Genomic DNA, 22,056 nt, shown 5'->3' with positions numbered 1-22,056 from the left:
ACCACTGGTCGGCAAGATCGCCGACTTGAGCGTTCAGGGGCGGGGCACAACTGCCCGGACCTACGTACGAGGGCGGGCTTGCCGAACTGCGGGAGCAGGCTGGGACCACGCAGGTCCGAGTTGACAGGGCGTCGGTCAACCACGGGTGAGCGCCATCGAACGGGAAGATCGAGACGCTCACCGCGGCCAGCGTTCATGCGTGAACCAGATTCTTGACGACTCAGGCCGCTTGTCGCGGACAAGAGGCCGGGACGCCGCCGGGTCCGCATGGGGTCAGCCGTCGTGGTGGGCCCAGCCGGAGAGCATGCCGTAAGCGATCGAGACGCTCGGTGGCAGGCGCAGGCCCGACACCGCGACGTCTTCGGCGTTGAGCGCGGCGCGGACGTCGGCCCGGTGGAACCAGCGGGCGTCCTCGATCTCGCCGTCCGCCGGGCACAGCGGCGCCGAGCGGTCGGCGATCGCGGCGAAGCCGAGCATCAGGGAACGCGGGAACGGCCACGGCTGGCTGCCCAGGTAGCGGACGTCGGACACCTCGACGCCCACCTCCTCGGAGACCTCGCGCCGCACGCACGCCTCCAGCGACTCGCCGACCTCGACGAACCCGGCGAGGACCGAGTAGCGGTCGGCGGGCCACGACGGCTGGCGCGCCAGCAGGACGTGGTCGGCACCGTCGTGCACCAGGCAGATCATCGACGGATCGGTGCGCGGGTACTCCTCGCGGTCGCAGCCGGTGCAGCGCCGCACCCACCCGGACTGCGCCCGGGTGGTGGCCGCGCCGCACCTGGCGCAGTACCGCGCGTTGTCGTGCCAGCCGAGCAGGGCGACCGCGGTCGTGAGCAGCCCGGCGTCGGTGTCGTTCAGCAGCGCGCCCGCCGACCGCAGACCCCGCCAGCCCTCCTGGGGCACGTCCTGCTCCACGCGCAGCGCCCAGTAGCCGATGTCGCCGTCGGCGCCGAGCAGCACCGCGTTCGGCGCCGGGCCGTTGCCGAAGTCCGCAGCCGGCTGGTAGGCCAGCCGGCCGTCCTCGTCGACTCGCGTGCGGCCCTTGGCGTCGACCAGGAGGATCCGGCCGTCGGCCCACAGCTCGGTCGCACGGGCGTTGCGCAGCATCTCACTTCTGTCCACAGTGGACCTGGAGAGCACCGGCGGCGAATCGAGCTGGAATCCGTGGCGGGACGGGACACAGGCCTGCGAACTCATAACCCGTCCAGCATCCCACACCGTGACAGTGGTCCTGTCATGGCAGCACCACCCCACCGAGCGCGCGGAGCTGGTCGCTCAGCTTGTCGGCATCGCCCACGACGACACCGGTGAACGCCGTCGGGGCGAACAGCGCGGCCGCCTCGGCGACCTGGTCGACGGTCACCTCGCGCAGCCGCTGCGGGTGCGCCACCAGCCAGTCCTGCCCGAGGCCGAACGAGCCGAGGACCACCAGCATCGACGCCAGACCCGACTGGGAGGACGTCGAGGTGAGCAGGCCGCCGATCGCGTACTGCCGCGCCGACTCCACCTCGGCCTCGGTCGGCGGCACCAGCGCCAGCCGCCCGAACTCGTAGCGGGTCTCCAGCAGCGCGGCCGCGGTGACCTCGCTGGCGGTGTCCGCGTCGACCAGCAGGGTGCCGTTGTCGCGGGTGAACTCGAACGACGAGTGCGCGCCGTAGGTGTATCCCTTGTCCTCGCGGATGTTCTCGACCAGCCGCGAGGAGAAGTAGCCTCCGAAGGCAAGGTTGGCGATCTGCAGCGCCGGGTAGCGCGGGTCGGTGCGCGGCAGCGCCTGCGCGGAGAAGCGCAGCTGCGACTGCACGGCCCCCGGCCGGTGCACGAGCCGGACGTCACCGCCCCTGACCTCGGGCAGCGACGGGATCTCCTTGGCCGAGGCGTCGGCCTGCCAATCCGAGAGCCTGCGCGCCACCTCGGCCACCGCCTGGTCCGGGTCGATGTCGCCGACCAGGACCAGCACCGAACCGCGCGGCAGCACCGACTCGCGGTGCAGGGCGCGCACCTGCTCGGCGGTCACCTTGGCGACATCCTCGGCCTCCGGGACCTCGCGGACGAAGGGGTGGTCGCCGTAGCGGTGCCGCTGCAGCTCCTCACGCGCGATCACGCGGGGCTGCGAGCGCGCGACCGCGATCCGCTCGACCAGCCGGTCGCGCTCGCCCTCGACCTCGCGGTCGGTGTAGGCGGCGCCGGTCAGGGCGTCGGCCAGCACGTCGAGCAGCGTGCCGAGGCCGCTGGCCAGCGAGTCGCCGGAGAGGCTGAGCCGCTCCGGGTCGACACCCGCGTGCAGCTCGCCGCCGACGGTGGCCAGGTCCTTGTCGACCTGCACCCGGTCGCGGCGCGCGGTGCCGGTGAGCAGCGTCTCCGCCAGCACCTCGGCGCGGGCGGGGTGCATCGGGTCGTCACCGGCGAAGGGGATACGCAGCCGCAGCTCCACCATCGGCACCACGCCGTGACGGGCGGCGATCACGCGCAGCCCGTTGTCCAGCACGGTGTCCACGGCGACCGACGGCTGCCCCGCGCGCGGCTCGCCGAGCGGCGGCAGCGGCCTCGGGCCCAGCTCGGTGCGGCCGATCTCCTCGGCGCTGCGGTGGGTCGCGCGGGTCATGCCGCACCTCCTGCGGGAGCGTCGCTTGCGGGTTCCAGCTCGAGCACTGCGCGGGCGTCCGGGCGCAGCGCCTTCGCGGCGGCGGAGACGTTCTCGGCGCTGACCTGCTCGACCCGGCGGGGCAGTTCGGAGACCAGCTCCGCGCGGCCGTGCAGCAGCTCCGCGCTGCCGAGGTCGAGCGTCCGGGAGACGACCCTGTCGTGCTCGCGGTAGAGCCCCGCCGACCAGCGCGCGGTGACCCGCGACAGCTCCTCGTCGGTCGGGCCCTCGGTGGCGAGCCTGTCGAGCTCCTCGTCGACCGCGGACAGCACCCGCTCGAGCCCGACCTCCGGCGTGTGGATGGCGGTCAGGGTGAACGTGTCGGGGTCGCGCGCGTCCAGCGGCGCGCCCATCAGACCGCAGCCGGCGTGCACGTCGACGACCAGCGAGTCCTGGTGGATCATCCGCTGCTGCAGCCGGGAGGCGTCGCCGTCGGTCAGGATCGCGGCCAGCACCACGTTGGCCAGGTAGGCGTCGAGCTCCCCGACCGGGTCGGGCAGCCGGTAGCCGAGCGCGACCGCCGGCAGCGGCGCGCGCGGGTCCGCGTGGTGGCCGCGCAGCTCGCTCGACGTGAACGGCTCGGCGAACGACGGCCGGGCGCCGACCTCGCGCGCGGGCACGTCGCCGAAGTGCTTGTGCACCAGCTCGGTCGTGCGCTCGACGTCGATGTCGCCCGCGACCGTGAGAACCGCGTTGCCCGGCGCGTAGTAGGTGTCGAAGAACGCGGCGCAGTCGTCGACGGTGGCCTGTTCGAGGTCGGTGAAGTCGCCGTAGCCGTTGTGGGCGTTGGCGAAGGTCGAGTACAGCACCGGAGGCAGCAGGATCCACGGGAAACCGCCGTAGGGGCGGTTGAGCACGTTGAGCCGGATCTCCTCCTTGACCACGTCGACCTGGTTGCGCAGGTTCTCCTCGGTGATCTTGGGGGCCCGCATCCGGTCGGCCTCCAGGAACAGCGCCCGCTCCAGCGCCGCCGACGGCAGCACCTGGTAGTAGTCGGTGTAGTCCTGGTGCGTCGAACCGTTGAAGGTGCCGCCCGAGCCCTGCACGTGCCGGAAGTGCGCGAGCTTCTCCAGGCTCTCGCTGCCCTGGAACATCAGATGCTCGAACAGGTGCGCGAAGCCGGTCCTCCCCTCCGGCTCGGAGCGGAAGCCGACGTCGTAGTGCACGCTGACACCGACGACGGGAGACCGCCCCGTCGTCGCGGAGCCCTCCGAGTCCGGTGCCAGCACCACGCGCAGCCCATTGGGCAAGGTGACGCGATGCAGCTGGGGTTCGACCATGCCTTGCAGCCTACGACCGTCCCGTCACGCTGTGTCCCGCCCCCCGCAGGTCGCTTCGGCGTGTCGGACATGGCCGCGGGCGGCCGACCTGGAGAAACGTGAATCGGGTTGATGTTCGCCGTGGGCGAAGCGCGCGTGGAATCCGGATGGCGTGGCGATCTGTGGCGGGTGGGGCTCGGGCTCAGGTGAGGGCGGCGCCGCGCCGGTTCGGTCCCGCGGCACCGCTCCGGTTCGGTCTGCGACGCCGCGCCGGTTAGGTTCTGCGGCGCTGCCCCGGCACGGAATCGAGGCGCCGTTCCGGTTCAGCGCCGCGGCACCGCTCCGGCTCAGCCCGGCGGCGACGCGCTCCGGTTCAACGCCGCGGCAATGCTCCGATCCTCCAGGCGTCGGCCCTTCGACCCGTCAGCGGACCTGGCCCACCAGGCCCTCGATCTCGCCGCCGATGGTGCGGGCGTCGGCCGGGGTGAGCATGAACAGCTGCTCGCCCGTGGCTGCGCGCGCGCTGTGGTCGAGGTACCTGCCGTCGGGCTCGACGTTGTCGAACCACTTCAGGACCGCGGACCTCCTGACGCGGCCGTACTGGTCGCGAAGGTTCGCGGCGATCTGGCCCAGGCGGACGTGCTCGGCCCTGCCGATCGCCTCGTACAGCTCGACCTGGCGGTCACCGCTGCCCCCACGCATCGGCCTGCCCGGTGCCATCACGTCGACCTCTTCGTCCTCGTCCGGCTGCGACGACCGGAACGACGTCTGCGGCACCCGCACCGGCCCCCGGTTGCCTGGCGGCGCGGGCGGCAACGTCGGCAGCAGCACCTGCGACAGCGGCGCCTTCTCGTGCACTTCGACCGTCAGCGGCCCGCCGTAGCGCGGGTTGTCGCTGGGCGGCTGGACGCCGAGCACGATGCGGTTGCCCTCGGTCACCACCGCGAGCGTCCGCCAGCAGTGGTCGTCACCGGCTTTCGGGAACCACAGCGAGTCCACCCACAGGTACGGCTTGGCGAGCAGCCGCAGCGCCTCGGCGAGCCGCGGCTGGATCTCGTCGCGGACGACGATGCCGAGCTCCTCCATGCGCGGCCGCTCGAAGCGGGCGATCCGCCCGAACTCCTCGGTCGTGCGCCCGAACGACGGCACGTCCAGCGGCAGCGTCAGGTCACCGAGTTCCAGGTACTTGAGAACGATGTCCAGGTGCACCGGTGCCAACTGCCACCGACCCAACACGCCCACCGCGTTGTTCCTCCCTGCCCGTGCGGTGGTCGCAGCCGATGCCGTCGGCCGCGACCACCGGATTTCATGACGTGTTGTGCTCACTCACCCAGGACCGGCGGGGCGGTCTTGGGCATGTCGTTCATCCAGACGTCGTCCTGCTCCTCCAGCCAGGACGGACGCTCGTGCTCGTCGTCCTGTCCCTGCTGACCGCCGCGTCCGGCACCGCCCATACCCGCCATGCCACCGCGGCCTCCGGCACCGGCGCCTCGGCCCGCTCCCGCGGCACCAACACCCGCCGCGCCTCCGGCACCGAGTCCGCCCGCACCGGCCCGGCCACCCGCGGACACACCACCGGTACCGACACCGCCGCGGCCGATGCCGCCCGCGCGACCGGCTCCGCCTGCTCCTCCGCCACCGCCGAAACCGCCGGGGGGCATCGCACCGAATGCGCCTGGAGGGTTGCCGCCGCCGGAACCCGGTCCTGGAGCGGGCGGCAGGTTGCCGTAGCCGGGCTGCACCGTCGGCGGCTTCGACCACGCCGAATCGGTGCCGGCGGGCGGGGTGTAGCCGCCACCGCCACCGGAACCACCGCCGTAGCCTCCGCCGCCTCCAGCGCCGCTGCCTCCGCTACCGCCGCTGCCGAAGCCGCCGCCACCGCCGGAACCGGAACCGGAACCGCCGCCACCACCGACGCCGGAACCGACACCGCCGCCGATCCCGGTTCCCGAGTCGCCGGGTCCGATACCGGTGCGGTTCCTGTCGTCGACAACGGGGCGCTTGCCCCAGTCCGTCTCCTCCGGCGGCCTCGCGGGCGGCGGCTCGACGACCGTGCCGTCGGGCTTCTGGTACTGCGGCATGTGGGAGTCGACGTTGGTGAATGTGGGGCTGTAGATGCGCCCCATCGCCTCCTGCGCGCCCTTCTCCGCCTGCTTGCGCTCCTCCATCTGGGCGAGCGCGTCGCCGCCACCACCGACCAGGCCCATCGGGATCGCGGCCGCGGCCGTGCGACCCCAGTCGTGGCCCTGCGGCTCGGGAACCGTCTGCTTCACCTGACCGGCGGCCGAAGCGGCCTCCTTCAGCTTGTTGCCGGTCATCTCGAAGGCGTTGCCGCTGTACTCCATCCACATCTTGACCGGCTCGCCGACGGTCTTGGCCTGCTCGGCGGCCTCGCCCTGCCAGCCGCCGCCGATGATCTCCTTGAGCTTCGCCTCGAACGGCGCACCCCGCTCGCGGAGTCGCTTGCCCAGGTTGTTCCAGGCGGTCCCGACCTCATCGGCGCGACCCTCGTCGATGGTGTCGCGGTTGGTGTTGAAGATCTGCTCGTGGCTGTAGGAGGACCAGTTCACGCACTGCGAGATCGCGGGCTGGTCGTAGCCGCTCACACCCTCCTGCAGGGCGCGGTTCTGCTTGGCGAGCGCGTCGCGCTCCTGTTCCCCGGTCTTGGCGGCCTGCTCCGCCTGCTTCTTGGCTTCCTTCTCGGCAACGGTGTCGTAGCCGAAGACGGACGCCCCAGCGTCGTGGAAGGCGTTTCCCACACCCTCGACGAAATCCCCGAACCCCATCGCGGCCCCTCCCTACCTCTATTCGTTTTTGCTTTCATGCGGCGGATGCGGCGCTTTCGTGCCGGGCCCGCCGCCTACTCCGGCAGCCTTGCGGCGGTCTGCCTGGCGACCTTCCCCACATCGCGCCAGCCGAGACCCGCGATCCCCTGAGCGCGCCGAACTTCGCCCAGTTGCCGTCGACACCTACTCCGGCAACCTGGACGCGGTCCGGCCGGCGACCTTCTCCACCTCGGCGCAGGGATCGGCAACGGAATCGCGCATACGACCGGAAAGCCCGTAGATCACCATTCCCCCGCCGGAATCGACGAACACGTTGCAGCCTCCCGTACCTTCACCACCGGCGACAATCGCCACGGCGGCAGACCTGCCTGCTATCTCCTTGGGTGTGAAGCGATCGAACTCCTGCGGGTCCTGGCCGGCGACGGTCTCCTTGACATCCTTGTTCAGGGTGATGTCCATGATGTCGCCATCCCACGCACATCCAGGACGGAAGCTCACGGGTGAGAACGCCTCGCTCTGCGTGGACACACCGAAAGAAGTCAGCTCGTCCGGGGTGAAGAATGTGCACGGGTCGAAGGCGGCCAGGCCGGAACCTGGTGTCGCAGAGCTGGACGATTCCGCGTCCTCGTGTCCCGAGGACTGGCCGGTGCACGCGCTCAGTCCCACCAACGCGAAGCCGAGACTCACGGCTACCAGGGACCGGGAAAACACAATCACTTGATACCTCGCTGCATGTCCTGAGAGATCTGCTCGTCGGTGGCACGGTAATCCTTGGCCGCCTCGCGGAAGGCGTCCGCTTGTTTCTGCAGCTCTTCCTGCATCAGACGGATCAACTCGAGCGCGCCTGCGTCCGTGTCGATCGCCTTGTCCTTGAAGCGCCGCGTCAACGACGTTCCGTCCGGGTAGTCCCCCAAGCCGGTGACAGTTCGAATCAGCTGGGCCTCTCGGTGGAGGTCCTGCAGCGCCTCGATCTCCTCCTCGCAGTGCTTGGCGGCCTTCTCGGCCGCCTCGGGGTCGAGGGCGAGCCTGCCCGCGGCGGACTGCTCCTTGATCCAGGCCGTCTGCTTGCCGATCGCGGCCAGCCCCTCTTTCGCGGCCACGAAGCCGACCTGCTCTGCGCTTGTCATCCCCAGCCCCCTCGGACTGTCCTGATCTCCCCAGCAACCTAGGACACATTAGCCTGACGGTGAAGGCGCGGGAACGGTTCCCGTCAAACCGTTACCGCTGGTCAAGGCGCCGCGGGGGCGGACTGGCGGGAAATCGGCGGGTTCTTGTCACACGGGTGGACGAACGCGTAACGAAAAAGGCGACAACGGCGATCAACCGTTATTACCCGTAGTCGATTTTTCGCGTGACGCAAGATTCCGGGACGGCATATCAAGATCAGAAGAATGTGCCGCTACCCGCTACCGGCCGAACGCGGCGTTGAGGGCGGCGACGAAGCGCGGGAACCCGGACCGGAAGCGCCGCAGGTTGGGCACGACGTGGCCGTCCTCGGCGAACTCCCCGTACCAGTACAGGCCAGGCGTGCCGTCGGCGCCCGGGTCGAGCTCGGCGAACTCCTCCAGCCAGCGCTCGGCTTCGCCGAGCACGACGGCGTAGGGCAGCGAGCGGGAGAACACCGTTTCCCGGTCGGTGACCGGCAGCGACTCCGCCGACACGCCGTGCAGGTAGTCGCGCAGCCCGCGCACCTGCGCCACCAGCGCGCTGCCGCGCTCGGTGCGCGCGGGCATCAGCGGCGCACCGAAGGTCATCGCGACGCCGCCGAGCACGACGCCGACTCCCAGCAGCGCCAGGGAACTCGTCAGGGCCAGCACCGCCGTCAGCGCCACGCCACCCGCGGTGAGGCCGATTCCGCCCCACCAGAACAGGTTCCGCTCGCTGTCGGGCCGCCGCGCGAACCAGCCCTTGTCGACGACGTCGGTGTAGAGGTGCTCGCGCACCGCGGTCAGCCGAAGTCCGCGCAGTTGCGAGAGGCGTACTTCGCCGCGTCCGTGCGGCAGGACCAGTTCGTGCACCGCGCGTTCGTACGGACGCAGCGAGTCGTCGGGGGCGTTGACGGCGACGATCCGCCAGTCGCCGCCGTCGACCGCCTGCTCCTCGATCCACAGGTAGTTGCGCACCGCCAGGTCGACGACCGTCGAGGTGACGTCGACGACGTCCACGCGTTCGTCGATCACGGTGCCGATCTGGCCCGGCAGCACCCCGTCGGGCGAGGCGAAGGTGACACCGCCGCGCGAGTCGGTCATCAGCACCTCGACCGGTCCCGCGTCGCCCGCCAGCAGACGCGCGTCACGGCCCCTCGTGTACCAGAGCAGCCCGAACGCGCCGACGAGCAGGAGCCCGATGCCGGTCAGGCCGGCGCCGGTGGCCGGGGTCAGCGAGAACGCGTGCGCGAAGCTGAAACCCTCCTCCACCACCGCGTTCGCCGGCACCGTGCCCGCGGGCAGCTTCAGCAGCAGGTCGACGCGTTCTCCCGGCGCCAGGCCGAAGGTGAGCGCGCGGACCGACTGGGTGTGGCCGATCTCGAAGCGGTCGCACTGGTCGGTGGTGCCGACCTCGCCCGCCAGGCACTCGATGCCGCGCGGCACCTTCGGCGCCAGGAACGACGAAACCTCGACCCGGTCGACCGGGACGTCCCAGCCGCCGGAGACCTGCCACCGCACGTCCTGCACGTCACCGGCGTCGGCGACCGCACCGCCGACGACGTAGGTGAGGGTGGACACGCCGGGGCGCAGGGTGACCGCCAAATCGCGGTCGACGCCGTCGACGGTGCCAGGGCCGTCGACGCGGGCGTCGCTCACGGTGAAGACGCGCTCACTGCCGCTGCCCGCGGGCTGGCGCAACGGGATCCTGCGGTGCACGGGAGCGCCCTCGGGGACGTTGATCCGCTCGGTGACCGAGAGCCTCCCGTCGCGCTCCAGCTTCATGTCGACCTCGCTGGAGACCGTGCCGGGCAGCTCCTCCACCGGTTGTTCCTGCGCGAACGCGGTTCCCGGCAGCAGGCCGAGCAGAGTCGCGGTCAGTGCCGCGGCGAAGGACGTCAGCCCCCGTTTTCTGAACACGGCCCGCACGATAGCGCTCCACGGCTAAGCTCGGCGGCGCAATCGGCGCAACAGGCAAGGGGTACTTCGGGCGATGACGGACCCACGAGCGCTGATCGGCACGCGCCAAATCGTCCACATCAGACACTTTCCTCGCCCGCGCGCCGGGCTCGGGTGTTCGGGGGTCGACCGCCCATGACGCAGCCTCCGTGGCCTCCGCAGCGACCCGGTCCCCAGCAATGGCCCGGCCCGCACCAGCAAGCCGGTCCGCAACAGCAAGCCGGTCCGCAACAGCAAGCCGGTCCGCAACAGCAAGGCGGTCCACAACAGCAAGGCGGTTCGCACCAGCCCGGTCCCCGGCAGCAACCGCCGCAGGGTGCTGCGCCGCCGCGGCGTCCGGTCGCGCCGCCGCCTGCGCGGCGGCCTCTCCCGCCGCCGTCCGCGACCCAGCCGATGTCCAGGCCCTACGCGCCGCAGCAGCAGCCGGGTGCGCCGATGATGCCGCCGTCGGGCGGCCCGCCGCAGTTCCCGCCGCAGCACTTCGGTCCGCGCCCGCCGAAGAAGAACACCGGCGCCATCGTCGCGATCGTGCTCGCCGCGGTCTTCCTGCTCGGCGTGGGAACGATCGGGATGGTCGCGGTGTCCTACAGCTCCTCCAGCAGCGCCTCGGACTACGACGCCACCAGCTCCAGCGAGGCCACCAGCTCCGAGACCTCCTCGTCGGAGACATCGACGACCGGCAGCAGCGAGACCGAGTCACCGACCAGTGACGGGTTCGACACCGACAGCGGCCCGCGGCCGGTCTCCGCGCTCGGCGACAACCCGCTCAACCTCGAGGGCAACGGCGCCGTGAACACCTCGTGCGACCTGCCCTCCTTCTCCACCGACGTGGCGTCGCAGGACGCCTTCTACCAGGCGGCGCTGCCGTGCCTGATGGCCGCGTGGACACCCGCGCTGGAAGCGGCGAACCTGCCGGTGCAGACGCCGACGGTCGTCACGACCGACTCGGACATCGACAGCCCGTGCGGTACGCGGTCGTGGAACCAGACCGCGATGTACTGCCCCGGAAACCACACGATCTACATGACCGCCCGGTACTACTCCGAGGTCGAGGAACGCGTCGACGCCGGCGTCTACCTGGGGCAGTTCGCCCACGAGTTCGGCCACGCCATCCAGGGGATGAGCGGGATCAACAGCGCCTACGGTGACGCGACCTACAACGCAGGCGGCTACGAGACGGCCGCCGGGCTGGAGCTGACGCGGCGTTCGGAGCTGCAGGCGACGTGCTTCGAGGGGATGACGCTGGCCGCGCTGCAGAACGGCGGGGTCAGCAACGACTACATCTTCCCGGCGCTGGAGGACTCGTCCAACCGCGGCGACGAGTACAACCAGCAGCCCGACCACGGCAGCACCGCGACCAACAAGGTGTGGGTCGAGCAGGGCTTCAGCAAGAACCGCGTCACCGAGTGCAACACCTGGCTGGCCGCGCCCTCCGACGTCGACTGACGGTGCTAGCCCGCGACGGCTGAGCGGGGGCGCACGAGGAGTCCGTAGCCGCCGCCCGCGACGCCCGCCAGGGTCGCCAGCACCCAGACCAGCCGCTGGGCGGCCGCCGTGTCGCCGGAGCCCGAGTCGCCTTCGGCGGCCGGGCGGACCACGAAGTCGCTGCCCGGGTCGACCGGGACCCGCACGTCCAGCTGCTGCCCCGCGGTGTGCCCGCAGCCGTCGAGGCGCGCCCGCGTGGTCCGGCCGTCGACGGTGACCTCGACGACGTCACCGGAGGTGCGGGCGCCGCACGGCTCCGAGCTGATCACGGTGGCCTTGACCGGCCGCGTCCGCACGGCCGCCTCGCTCGCGACCGGCACCGACGCGGGCCACCCGGTGAGCACGACCACCGCCAGCCCGAGCACGCCCAGGACGAGCAGGATCAGCGCAACCGATGCCGAACCTCGTCGCCTACCCACAACACCGATATTCCCAGATCTGGGCGCCCGCGCGCCGTCGTCGTCAGCGATCGGCCGGGCTTACCTTCTTCACGTAGAGCAGGCGGTCGCCCTGCTCGATGGCATCGGCCTCCGGCGCGTCCACGCGGTAGAGCCGCCCTTCGCGCACGACCCCGAGCACGATGTCGGGGAGGTGCCGCGGCGAACCGCCGACCTCGCCCTGCTCGACGTCGCGCTCGGCGATCGCCAGCCCGACGTCCGGGGTGAGCAGGTCCTCGAACATCTCCACCACCGACGGCGTCGTGGTGGCCATGCCGAGCAGCCGGCCCGCGGTCTCGCTGGACACCACGACCGAGTCCGCGCCCGACTGCCGCAGCAGGTGCACGTTCTCGGCCTCCCGCACCGCCGCCACCAGCTGCGCCTTCGGCGCCAGCTCGCGGGCGGTCAGCGTCACCAGCACCGCGGTGTCGTCGCGGGCGGGCGCGACGACGATGGCCCGCGCCCGCGGGATGCCCGCCACGCGCAGCACGTCGGAGCGGGTGCCCGACCCGTTGACGGTGACCAGCCCGAGCGAGGACGCCGCCTCCAGCGCGGTGTGGTCGGTGTCGACCACCACGATGCGGCCCGGTTCCAGGTCGTCGCCGAGCAGCGCCTTGACCGCGGAACGGCCCTTGGTTCCGTATCCGATGACGACCACGTGGTCGCGCACCTTGGACCTCCAGCGTTGGATCTTGAACGCCTGCCGGGAGCGCTCGGTGAGCACCTCCAGCGTGGTGCCGACCAGCACGATCAGGAAAAGCACCCGCAGCGGCGTGATGATCAGGACGTTGACCAGCCGCGCCTCCGGGCTGACCGGGGTGATGTCACCGTAGCCGGTCGTGGACAGCGACACCGTGGCGTAGTAGACGCAGTCGAGCAGGCTCAGCTCGCCGCCCGCGGCGTCCCGGTAGCCGTCGCGGTCGAGGTAGACGATCAGCACGCTGGCGGCCAGCGCGAGCATCGCCCCGATGACGCGCCGGACGATCGACTGCACCGGGCTGCTGGTGGCCTCCGGCATCCGGATCACGCCGACCAGCGCGTGGTCGGGCCTGCTGGTCAGCCGGTCGACGGCGGACTCGTCGTCGGACCGCCCGACGATGAACGGGTGGGCCCGCATCCCGCGGCCGCGTGGGCTCATGACCCGTGCTCCGGGAGGCGGTTTCGGTGGTCGGTCACGCCGCGACAGTAACTTCCCGGACCCCGGCCGGTGCAGCGGGAGCGCACTTCTCCACCGACGCCTTCCGCACCCCGGAACGACCGGACTTGTATACGAAGGTGTCCTGCGGATTACCATGCCTGCGTGCAGCACCTGGAGCACGCGGCTACCGCCCTCGGGTGGGAAGGGCATCTCATCCCGGACGTCGAAGTGCTCGGCGCCCGGTTCGCAGCGGTGGCCCGGATCCGCCCGGACGTCCACCGGTGGCGCACCGACAACGGCTGGGAGCCCGAGCTCAACCCCACCTGGTTCCGCTCCTGGTCGGAGCCGAGCATGCACGACCACCTGCCGCTCGCGGCGGTGGACCTGCTCGGGATCATGGTGCCGGTCGCCAAGGCCCGGCACGCGGTGCGCGCCTGCGGCACGCTGATGACGCTCGCGCCCTGCGCGGTGGTGCTCCCCCACGACCACCCGTACAAGCCGTGGCGGATGGTCGAGCTGGACTACTACGGGATCGGCGCCGTGAACGCCGGGCCGGTCGGCCCGGCCGAGCTGGTGCTGCGACCGGAGGACCGGTCGCGGGAGTTCGGTTCGTCGCTTTTCGGCCGCTGGCTGCTGGAAGTCCTGTACTCCAGGGTGCTGGAGCGGCACCAGCACCCGGCGGAGAACACCGGCTGCTGACGGGCTGAGCACCGTCCGAAGCCTGGCCGTGAGCCGGCGCAGCGCCCGCGAACTGCGGAACGGGCCGGCAGGAGCGGCAGCCGGACCCGCCTTTCCCGCAACGGGAAACGAAGACCGCGGTGGAGGGACCCCGCCGTGCCGGGGTCCCCGACGTTCCCGCTAGGCGATCACGTACTCGTGCCAGGCCATGCCCTCGGCGTTCCACCGCATGCCGCGCCCCTCGTTGAGCGCGCGCAGCGCGTGCATCGTGTGCGGCCAGCGGCGGATGACGTTGGCCACCGCGACCGGGGTCATCCGGTCGCTGGTCCGCCGGTGGTCGCCGGGGCCGAGCAGGGCGATGCCGCCCTCGGTGGAGATGATGTCGGCGAGCACGACCTGACCGGACAGCGCCGTCTGCTCCACGCTGACGATGTGGTGCGGGTGCAGATCCGACGGCCACGTCTTGCGGTCCAGGTCGGCCGCGACCGGCTGCTGGCACTCGCCGCACCTGCACTCGAACTCGCCCGTCCAGCCGTGCTGGGTCCACGACCACACCGCGACCGAGCCCGCCTCCAGGTCGGCCAGCGCGCTGACGTGCGGCCACGCCCCGACCACGGCGCTGAGGACGGTCCGCTTGGTGGGGCCTTCCTCGTCGCCCGGGCCGAAGAAGGACCAGCCGCCACCGCCGTCGCGGCGCACCCGGACCAGCGGCACGCGCATGCCGAGGACGTCCTCGGCCACGGCCACTTCGGTGTCCGGCGGAGTCTTCAGCTTCCACTCTTTGTTCTGCACGGCGCGAATGTTGGTCTTCCGCGACAGGCGATCTCAAGCCGCGCCACACGAACGTGTACTCATTTCCCTGTTTTCGCCTGTCCGGGAAAGCGATTCGAACGATTCACGGCCCGATTCCCGGTCAGCCACCGCCCTATTCCGCCGCCGGCACCGAGCGGAGCAGCTCGCGCAGCCCCTCCGCGTCGAGGAGGTCGGCCGGGCGCAACGTGCGGTCGTGGCGCACGTAGTGGAAGGCGGCCCGGACTTTTTCCAGCGGTGCGCCGGAAAGCGCCGACCACGCCAGCCGGTAGGCGGCGAGCTGGACCGACAGCGCGCGCACCTGGTCGCCGGCGGGCACCGCACCGGTCTTCCAGTCGACGACGGTCCAGCCGCCGTCGGAGTCGGCGAACACCGCGTCCATCCGGCCGCGGACCACGACTCCCTCGACCTGCGTCTCGAACGGCACCTCGACGCGGTGCGGGGTGCGTTCGGCCCACGAACCGGCCAGGAACGCCTGTTGCAGCATCTCGAGGTCGTCGTGCGGGGTCGCCGACTCGTCGGCGGCGCCCGGGAGCTCGTCGAAGTCCAGCAGCGCGGTGGAGGTGAAGCGGTGCTCCAGCCAGGAGTGGAAAGCCGTGCCGCGCCGGGTCATCGGGTTCGGCGGGTACGGCAGGGGCCTGCGCAGCCTTCTGGCCAGCGCGTCGGCGTCGTCGGCGAGCTCGACGAGCTGGCTCACCGACAGGTGCTCGGGCAGCCGGACCTGGTCGCGGCGGCGCGCGGCGGCGGCGCGTTCGGCGAGCAGCACGTCGACGTCGCGGGCCCAGCCGTCCTCGTCCTCCTCGTCGGGCGCCGCGGAGTCCACGGCGTCCAGCGCCGCGAGCACCAGGTTCGCGCCTTCCGCGACGGCATCCCGCCGGGTGCCCAGCGGATCCACCGGCCACTCCGCGCTGCGCACGGCCTCGGCGAGCGGGTTCGGCGCGTCTTCCGGCGGCTGCGGCGACCACTGCTCCACGACGCCGACGTCGGGCGACTTGACGACTTCGGCCAGCTGCAACAGGAAGTCCGACGGCCCCTTGGGCTTGTCCCCGCCTTCGGCCCACCAGTGACCGGAGAGCAGCAGCGACCGTTCCGAGCGCGTCACCGCGACGTAGAGGAGCCTGCGCTCCTCGGTGAGCCTTCGGTCCTCGAACTCGTCGTCGTGGGCCTCCAGCGCCTCGACGATCTCCTTGCGGTCCATGCCCTGCAACCGGTCGAGGTCCAGACGCGGCAGGTCCTGGGCGTCCCCGCGCAGCCGCGCGGGCAGCTCGGTGACGGCACGCAGCCACGAGGAAGCCTTGCGCTTGCCGGGGAAGACGTCGCGAACCAGGTGCGGGAGGGCGACGACCTCCCACTCCAGGCCCTTCGCGGCGTGCACCGTCAGGACCTGGACGCGGTCGTCGGCGACCTCCACCTCGCCCGGTTCCAGGCCGTCCTCGGCGCGTTCGGCGGCGGCGAGGTAGTCCAGCAGCGCGGGCAGCGTCGCCGACGGACTCGCGGTGGCGAAGTCGGTCACGACATCGGCGAAGGCGTCGAGGTGGATGCGGCCCGCACCGCCCGGACGGGACAGGCTCTCGATGTCCAGCAGCAGGGTGCGTTCGACGTCTGCCACCAGCTCCGGCAGCGGCTGCTCCAGCCTGCGGCGCAGGTTGGCCAGTTCCCGGCCCAGCCGCCGGATGCGCTGGTAGCCCGGCTCGGAGTACCGCTCGGCGTTGCCCGGGTCGTCGAGCGCGTCGACCAGACCGGCCTGCTCGGCATGTTCGCCCGGCAGCGCCGCGGCCACCGCGGCGGTGGGGTCTTCGGACTCCGGCGCGCCGAAGGCCCGCTCGCCCAGCTCCCTCGCCCGGTCCCACAGCGCGGCGATGTCGGCGGCGCCGAGCCGCCACCGCGACCCGGTCAGCAGGCGCATCGCGGCCGTTCCCGCCAGCGGGTCGACCAGCATGCGCAGCGCGCTGACCAGGTCTCGGACCTCGGCCTCGTCGAGCAGGCCGCCCAGCCCGACCACCTCGACCGGAAGTCCGCGATCCCGCAACGCGGCCGCCAGGTCCGCCATGTCGGCGCGCCGTCGCACCAGCACCGCCGCGGTCGGCGGGCGGCCGTTCTCGTCGAGGGCGGCGTGCCACTGCGCAGCGATCCGGTCGGCGACCCAGTCCCGCTCCTGGCGGACGTCGTCGGCCAGCGCGACGCGGATGTCACCGGCCTCCGCACCGTCCTTGGCGCGCAGCTCCTCGACCTCCAGTCCGGCTTCGCGCAGCGGCGCGGAGACGGCGTTGGCGACCCGCAGCACCTCGGGCGGGTTGCGGAAGCTGGTCAGCAGCCCGTAGCGCCGCGCCGGGGCCATCGAGTCCTTCGGGAAGTCGGTGGTGAAGCGGGGCAGGTTGGCCGCGCTCGCGCCGCGCCAGCCGTAGATGGCCTGCGCGGGGTCGCCCACCGACGTCACCGGCATCGTCCTGCCCTGCCCGAACAGGGAGCGCAGCAGCACGCGCTGGGCATGTCCGGTGTCCTGGTACTCGTCGAGCAGCACCGCGCCGAAGCGCTCGCGCTCCCCCGCCACGACCTCCGGGTGCTCGGCGGCGAGCCCGGCGGCCAGCGACATCTGGTCGGCGAAGTCCATCGCGGCCTCCCGCCGCTTGCGCTGCGCGTACTCGGCCAGCAGCGGCAGCAGCGCGACGCGCAGGCGCTGGGTCGCGACGACCTTCTGCAGGTCCTTGGGCAGCTCGGCCTTCTGCCGCTTGGCCCTCGGCGCGTTCTCGATCGTCCGGCACAGCGCTTCGGCGTGGGCGCGCAGGTCGTCCGGCCGCACCAGGTGCTCGGCCAGTTCTCCGGCCAGCGAGAGCAGGTAGCCGGTCACCGTGGAGGGGACCTTGTCGGTGTCGAGGTCCTCGGTCCAGGTCGACACCACGCGGTGCGCGAGCTGCCACGCCGCGGTCTCGGTGAGCAGCCGCGCGCCCGGCTCGACCGGCACGCGCAGCCCGTGCTCGCCGACGAGCCTGCCCGCGTAAGCGTGGTAGGTCAGCACCGTCGGTTCCCCGGCCAGCACGGTCGACCGCAGCTCACCGCTCGGGTCGACCTCGTCGAGCAGACCGGAACCGGCCAGCCTGCGCAGCCGCGCCCGCACCCGGTCCGCGAGCTGCCTGGCGGCCTTGCGGGTGAAGGTCAGGCCGAGCACCCGCTCCGGGGTGACCAGCCGGTTGGCCACCAGCCACACCACGCGGGCGGCCATCGTCTCGGTCTTGCCCGCGCCGGCTCCCGCGACGACCAGCGCCGGTTCCGGCGGTGCCGCGATGACCTCGGCCTGCTCCGGCGTCGGCGGATGCAGCCCGAGGGCGTGCGCGATCCGCTGCGGTGCGATCACTGGCCGACCTGCCTTCCGGCCGGGTGCACCGGGCAGCAGGTCCGCGCCGGGCAGCGCGGGCAGTCGGCGTTCTCGCTGGCGACGTAGGCGGGGCCGACGCTGGAGGCGGCCGCGTCGTGGACGACGTCGAGCCAGACCTGGACGCGGTCGCGGTCCAGCCCCCGCTGGACCCGCTCGGTCGCGGCACCGGTGCGCGCCTCGGGCTTGGCCACGTAGAGCAGCCGCGCGCCGCCGGGTTCGGTCCAGGCGCCGTCGTTGAAGGCGCCCAGCGCCGCGGCGAGCTGGTATACCGCGAGCTGCGGGTGCTCCTCCGCGTCGTTCTTGCTCACGGGGGTCTTGCCGGTCTTGACGTCGACGACCACGGGACGGCCTTCGCCGTCGGCCTCCAGGCGGTCCACCCGCCCGCGCAGCCGGAGCGACGGCCCGCCGTCGCGTCCCTCGATGGTCAGGTCCAGGTCCCTCTCGACCCCGACCTGGGTCAGCTCGGCGCGCGAGGCGACCAGCCACGCCTGGAAGGACTCGATCATCCGCTCGACCCGGGCGCGCTCCTTGCGCGAGAACCACGGCGCCCCGGCGTCGACCGACTCCCACGCCTCGTCCAGCGCGCGGTGGAGCTGCTCCTCGGTGGCGCCGTCGGCGGCGGCCTGCACCAGCGCGTGCACCAGGGTGCCGGTCACCGACGCCAGTTCCGCGGTGTCCTGGCCGCCGTGGCGCTCGGCCATCCAGCGCAACGGGCACTTCGACAGCGTGTCCACAGTGGATGGCGACACCCGCACCGGCTCGTCGCCTTCCACCAGCGGGCTCTGGCAGGAACTCGGGGGCAGGCCGTACCAGGTGTCCGGGTGCGCGCCGGGCACACCGGCGTCGGCCAGCCGCGCGAGCTGCGCCGCCGCGCGCTCCCTCCGGCGGGCCGGGGCCTGCACGTCGCAGACCACCTGCCGCAGCTCGCCGACCAGCTCGGCCAGCACCAGGCCGCGCTCGGGCCGGGCGATCGGCCGCTCGGCGGAGTCCGGGTCGCTGACCACGCCCTCAAGCTCGTCGAGGAACCGGGACGGCTGCTCGTCCTCCCCGCGCACCGCGCTGACCAGCAGACCGCTGCGCGCGCGGCTGGCCGCCACCAGCAGCAGCCTGCGCTCCTCGGCCAGCAGCGGCGCGGTCGCCGAGACCCGGTCGGCGGCGTCCACTCCGGACAGCACGTCGACCAGCCGCTCCACGCCCAGCAGCGAACCGCGCAACCGCAGGTCGGGCCAGGTGCCCTCCTGCACGCCGGGGATCGCCACGACCTCCCACTCCTGGCCGGCGGCCGCGTGCGCGGTGAGCACCGAGACCGCGTTCTCCTTCGGGGCCGACGGCGCCAGCGAGCTGCCGGCGATCTGCTGGCCGGTCAGGTAGTCGGCGAAGCCCGCCACGTCGGCGCCGGGGAGCCGGTCGACGTACTGCGCCGCGGCCTCGAACAGCGAGACCACGGCGTCGAGGTCGCGGTCGGCCTGCGCTCCGGTGATGCCACCGCGCTCGGCGACGGTCAGCCAGCGCTGCTGCAGGCCGCTGGCCTGCCAGACGCGCCACAGCACCTCCTCGACCGACCTGCCGTCGTCGACCGCCTCCCGCGCGACCTTGAGCAGGTGCGCGACCTTGCGGGCCGGTCCGGCCGAGGAGTCGTCGAGAGCTGCCAGCGCGTCGTCGCCGCGCAGCACCTCCACCAGCAGGTCACCGCTGGAGCGGCTGCCGCCCGCGGCCAGCTCCAGGCGGCGCAGGCCGCGGCGCAGCCTGCGCAGCGCGAGCGGGTCGGCGCCGCCGAGCGACGACGCCAGCAGCTCGGCGGCGGAGTCCGGGTCGAGCGCCTGCGGGCGACCCGCGCAGCGCAACAGCGTCAGCAGCGGTCGGACCGCGGTGCGCTGCGCCAGCGGCACGTCGTCCACCGGCAGCACCAGCGGCACGCTCGCCGCCAGCAAAGCCCTGCGCAGCACCGGCAACGAGAGCCCGGTGGAGCGCACCACCACCGCCATGTCCGACCACGGCACGCCGTCCAGCAGGTGCGCGCGGCGGAGCTGGTCGGCGACCCACGCCGCTTCCTGGGCCTCGGACGCGTGCAGCCGGACCTGCACCGAGCCCCCGGGGCAGTCCTCGGGCTCGGCGAGCCTGCGCTGCGGCCCGGCGCCGGGCAACCGCTCCGCCAGCCGCTGCACGGCGGCGCGGACCGCCTTGGACATCCGGTGGTCGACGGTGAGCACGACGGTGTTGCCGCCGTCGGGGTCGGCGTCGCGCACGCTGCCCGGATCGGCGCCGCGGAAGGTGAAGACGGCCTGGTCGGGATCGCCGGCCAGCACGAACTCGGCCGCCGTCGAGCCGAGGCGCTGGAGCAGCCAGTACTGCTGCGGGTCGAGGTGCTGGGCGTCGTCGACGAGCAGGTGGCGCACCCGCTGCCGTTCGACGTGCAGCAGGTCGGGGTCGGTGTCGAAGGCCAGCAGCGCCGACGAGACCAGCTCGGCGGCGTCCATGCCCGCCGCGTCACCGCCGCCGCGCAACAGCGTGACCTGCTCGTACTGCCTCGCGAAACGTCCGGCGGCGACCCACTCCGGCCGGTCGTGGCGGCGGCCGAGCTCGACCAGTCCGTCCGGCCCCACACCGCGTTCGGCGGCGCGCAGCAGCAGGTCGCGCAGCTCCTCGGCGAATCCGGGGACGCTCAACGCCGGGCGCAACCGCTCCGGCCAGTCCGGCGCGCCCTCTTCCAGGTCGCCCTGCAGGAGATCGCGCACCAGCGCGTCCTGGTCGGGACCGTTGAGCAACCGGGGCGCGGGCATCTGCTCGCGCACGGCCTGCAACCGCAGCACGGCGAACGCGTAGGAGTGCACGGTGCGCACCAGCGGCTCGGGCGCGGTGCGCAGGCCGTCGTCGGAGGCGGTCAGACGACGGGTGATCTCGGCGCGCATCCGCGCGGCGGCCCGCCGGCTCGCGCACAGCACGAGCACGTTCTCCGGCGCGACTCCGCCGTGGCGGATCCGGTCGGCGGCGACCTCGGCGATCAGCGTGCTCTTGCCCGTCCCCGGACCTCCCAGCACCCGCAGGAATCCGCCGTCGCTGTCCAGGACCCGCCTGCCGGCGGAGTCCCAGACCGGCCGCGGCCGGTCGGAGCCGGCGCGGCGCACGAGCACGGGTGCGGACGCGGGAGGCACGGGCCGATCGAATCATGCCGCCCCGACAGGACGGTGAACGGGCACGTCAGACGCGCCGGACTAGATCTTCCTCAGGTGAGTCTTAAGTACGGCTTTTGGTGGTACAAACCAATTTGGACCCGTGCCAGCGTCCATGGTCATCACGGAACCCCCGTCCCGTGACGCCCCGAACAAGTGCGACCCCGTAGGAGGACACGTGGGCAAGCTCAGGAAGAACCTGCTGGCATGGGCCGGAACCGGCGTGGCGGCGGCGTGCGCGGTCACCATGACCGCCGTCCCCGCGCTCAGCACCCCCGAACCCGAAGCCGCGGGCGTGGTCAGCGCCTCGCCGTACCTCTACAACGGCTGGGGCAACCCGCCGAGCCCGACCGAGGTGATGAACGCGTCCGGCATCAAGAACTTCACCCTCGCCTTCATCCTGGCCGACGGCACCTGCAACCCCGCCTGGGACGGCAACCGCCCGCTGGACGGGCAGGACAAGGCCACCATCGACGCGATCCGCGGCGCGGGCGGCGACGTCATCCCGTCCATCGGCGGCTACTCCGGCAGCAAGCTCGGCGAGGTCTGCCAGGACTCGCAGTCGCTGGCCGGGGCCTACCAGAAGGTCATCGACGCCTACGGGCTCAAGGCCATCGACGTCGACATCGAGGCGACCGAGTTCGAGAACGACGCGTCGCAGACCCGGGTCCTGGAGGCGCTGAAGATCGTCAAGGAGGCCAATCCCGGCCTGCGGACCGTCGTGACGTTCCCGACGCTGGTCAACGGCCCCAACGACGTCGGGAAGCGGATGATCGACAAGGCCGCACGGATCGGCTCGGACGTCGACGTCTGGACGCAGATGCCGTTCAACTTCGGCGGCGGGGACATGGCGGCCGACACCATCACCTCCACCGAGGGGCTGGTCGCCCACCTCAAGAGCGCGTTCGGCTACGACGACGCGACCGCCTACGCGCACGCGGGGATCTCGTCGATGAACGGCAAGAGCGACACCGGTGAGACCGTCGACCAGGCCGCGTTCCAGAAGATGGCCGACTACGCCGGGGAGAAGGGCCTCGGCCGGCTGAGCTTCTGGTCGGTCAACCGCGACCGCCCGTGCGACGGCGCCCCCGACGCCTGCGGCGGCATCGACCAGCAGCCGTGGGACTTCACCAAGATCGTGGCGGGCTTGCAGAGCTGACGCCGCACCGGGC

General features: G+C 72.3%; 16 protein-coding genes. 3 read left to right on the top strand and 13 right to left on the bottom strand.

Annotated features, from left to right (window positions below):
- Positions 1-273 precede the first annotated feature (273 nt).
- The 8 genes from nudC to SACE_RS05290 all read right to left on the bottom strand — a co-directional run bounded on the left by nudC (position 274) and on the right by SACE_RS05290 (position 9,754).
- Positions 274-1,110: an NAD(+) diphosphatase gene (nudC, locus tag SACE_RS05325; protein ID WP_009946588.1), complete on the bottom strand. Its 837-nt coding sequence runs from the start codon at positions 1,108-1,110 to the stop codon at positions 274-276.
- A gap of 127 nt (positions 1,111-1,237) precedes the next feature.
- Positions 1,238-2,605, bottom strand: a complete 1,368-nt coding sequence (locus SACE_RS05320; protein WP_009946589.1) for a M16 family metallopeptidase — start codon at positions 2,603-2,605, stop codon at positions 1,238-1,240.
- Positions 2,602-3,924, bottom strand: a complete 1,323-nt coding sequence (locus tag SACE_RS05315) for a M16 family metallopeptidase (protein WP_009946590.1) — start codon at positions 3,922-3,924, stop codon at positions 2,602-2,604. Before SACE_RS05315 ends, SACE_RS05320 begins: the two co-directional genes overlap by 4 nt.
- 402 nt (positions 3,925-4,326) lie before the next feature.
- On the bottom strand, positions 4,327-5,145 hold the full coding sequence (locus tag SACE_RS05310) for an ESX secretion-associated protein EspG (RefSeq protein ID WP_009946591.1): 819 nt from the start codon (positions 5,143-5,145) through the stop codon (positions 4,327-4,329).
- Between the two features lie 80 nt (positions 5,146-5,225).
- On the bottom strand, positions 5,226-6,689 hold the full coding sequence (locus SACE_RS05305) for a PPE domain-containing protein (protein WP_009946592.1): 1,464 nt from the start codon (positions 6,687-6,689) through the stop codon (positions 5,226-5,228).
- A gap of 183 nt (positions 6,690-6,872) precedes the next feature.
- Complete coding sequence (locus SACE_RS05300) at positions 6,873-7,376, bottom strand: DUF3558 domain-containing protein (protein WP_011873250.1); 504 nt, start codon at positions 7,374-7,376, stop codon at positions 6,873-6,875.
- A 26-nt stretch (positions 7,377-7,402) separates the two neighbouring features.
- Positions 7,403-7,816, bottom strand: a complete 414-nt coding sequence (locus tag SACE_RS05295; protein ID WP_009946594.1) for a hypothetical protein — start codon at positions 7,814-7,816, stop codon at positions 7,403-7,405.
- A gap of 279 nt (positions 7,817-8,095) precedes the next feature.
- Entirely contained in the window at positions 8,096-9,754 is a 1,659-nt protein-coding gene (locus SACE_RS05290; protein WP_231849928.1) for a DUF2207 family protein, read from the bottom strand.
- A gap of 432 nt (positions 9,755-10,186) precedes the next feature.
- Here SACE_RS05290 and SACE_RS05285 point away from each other — a divergent pair, with 432 nt between their 5' ends.
- A complete protein-coding gene (locus tag SACE_RS05285) occupies positions 10,187-11,239 on the top strand; it encodes a neutral zinc metallopeptidase (RefSeq protein ID WP_009946596.1) in 1,053 nt (350 codons plus the stop codon).
- A gap of 5 nt (positions 11,240-11,244) precedes the next feature.
- Here the strand turns inward: SACE_RS05285 and SACE_RS05280 are convergent, their stop codons facing one another.
- Together SACE_RS05280 and SACE_RS05275 are read right to left on the bottom strand one after the other, a co-directional pair.
- Complete coding sequence (locus SACE_RS05280) at positions 11,245-11,697, bottom strand: hypothetical protein (protein ID WP_009946597.1); 453 nt, start codon at positions 11,695-11,697, stop codon at positions 11,245-11,247.
- A 43-nt stretch (positions 11,698-11,740) separates the two neighbouring features.
- Complete coding sequence (locus tag SACE_RS05275; RefSeq protein WP_009946598.1) at positions 11,741-12,832, bottom strand: potassium channel family protein; 1,092 nt, start codon at positions 12,830-12,832, stop codon at positions 11,741-11,743.
- Between the two features lie 183 nt (positions 12,833-13,015).
- Between SACE_RS05275 and SACE_RS05270 the strand changes: the two genes are divergently transcribed.
- On the top strand, positions 13,016-13,552 hold the full coding sequence (locus SACE_RS05270; protein WP_009946599.1) for a hypothetical protein: 537 nt from the start codon (positions 13,016-13,018) through the stop codon (positions 13,550-13,552).
- Positions 13,553-13,711: 159 nt separating this feature from the next.
- Here the strand turns inward: SACE_RS05270 and SACE_RS05265 are convergent, their stop codons facing one another.
- From SACE_RS05265 to SACE_RS05255, 3 genes are all read right to left on the bottom strand, one after another.
- Positions 13,712-14,323, bottom strand: coding sequence for a hypothetical protein (locus SACE_RS05265; RefSeq protein ID WP_009946600.1), 612 nt, complete (start codon positions 14,321-14,323; stop codon positions 13,712-13,714).
- 133 nt (positions 14,324-14,456) lie between these two features.
- Positions 14,457-17,693: an ATP-dependent helicase gene (locus SACE_RS05260; protein ID WP_009946601.1), complete on the bottom strand. Its 3,237-nt coding sequence runs from the start codon at positions 17,691-17,693 to the stop codon at positions 14,457-14,459.
- A complete protein-coding gene (locus SACE_RS05255; RefSeq protein WP_009946602.1) occupies positions 17,690-20,866 on the bottom strand; it encodes an ATP-dependent helicase in 3,177 nt (1,058 codons plus the stop codon). The genes SACE_RS05260 and SACE_RS05255 overlap by 4 nt, the downstream gene beginning before the upstream one ends.
- Before the next feature lie 196 nt (positions 20,867-21,062).
- On the opposite strand from SACE_RS05255, the gene SACE_RS05250 reads away from it, so the two are divergent.
- Entirely contained in the window at positions 21,063-22,043 is a 981-nt protein-coding gene (locus SACE_RS05250; protein WP_009946603.1) for a chitinase, read from the top strand.
- The last annotated feature ends 13 nt before the right edge of the window (positions 22,044-22,056 follow it).

It is taken from the genome of Saccharopolyspora erythraea NRRL 2338 (genome assembly GCF_000062885.1).
In the GTDB taxonomy this organism is placed as follows: Bacteria; Actinomycetota; Actinomycetes; order Mycobacteriales; family Pseudonocardiaceae; genus Saccharopolyspora_D; species Saccharopolyspora_D erythraea.
Note: the sequence above shows the minus strand (reverse complement) of the source record. Positions and strands in the feature narration are given on the sequence as shown.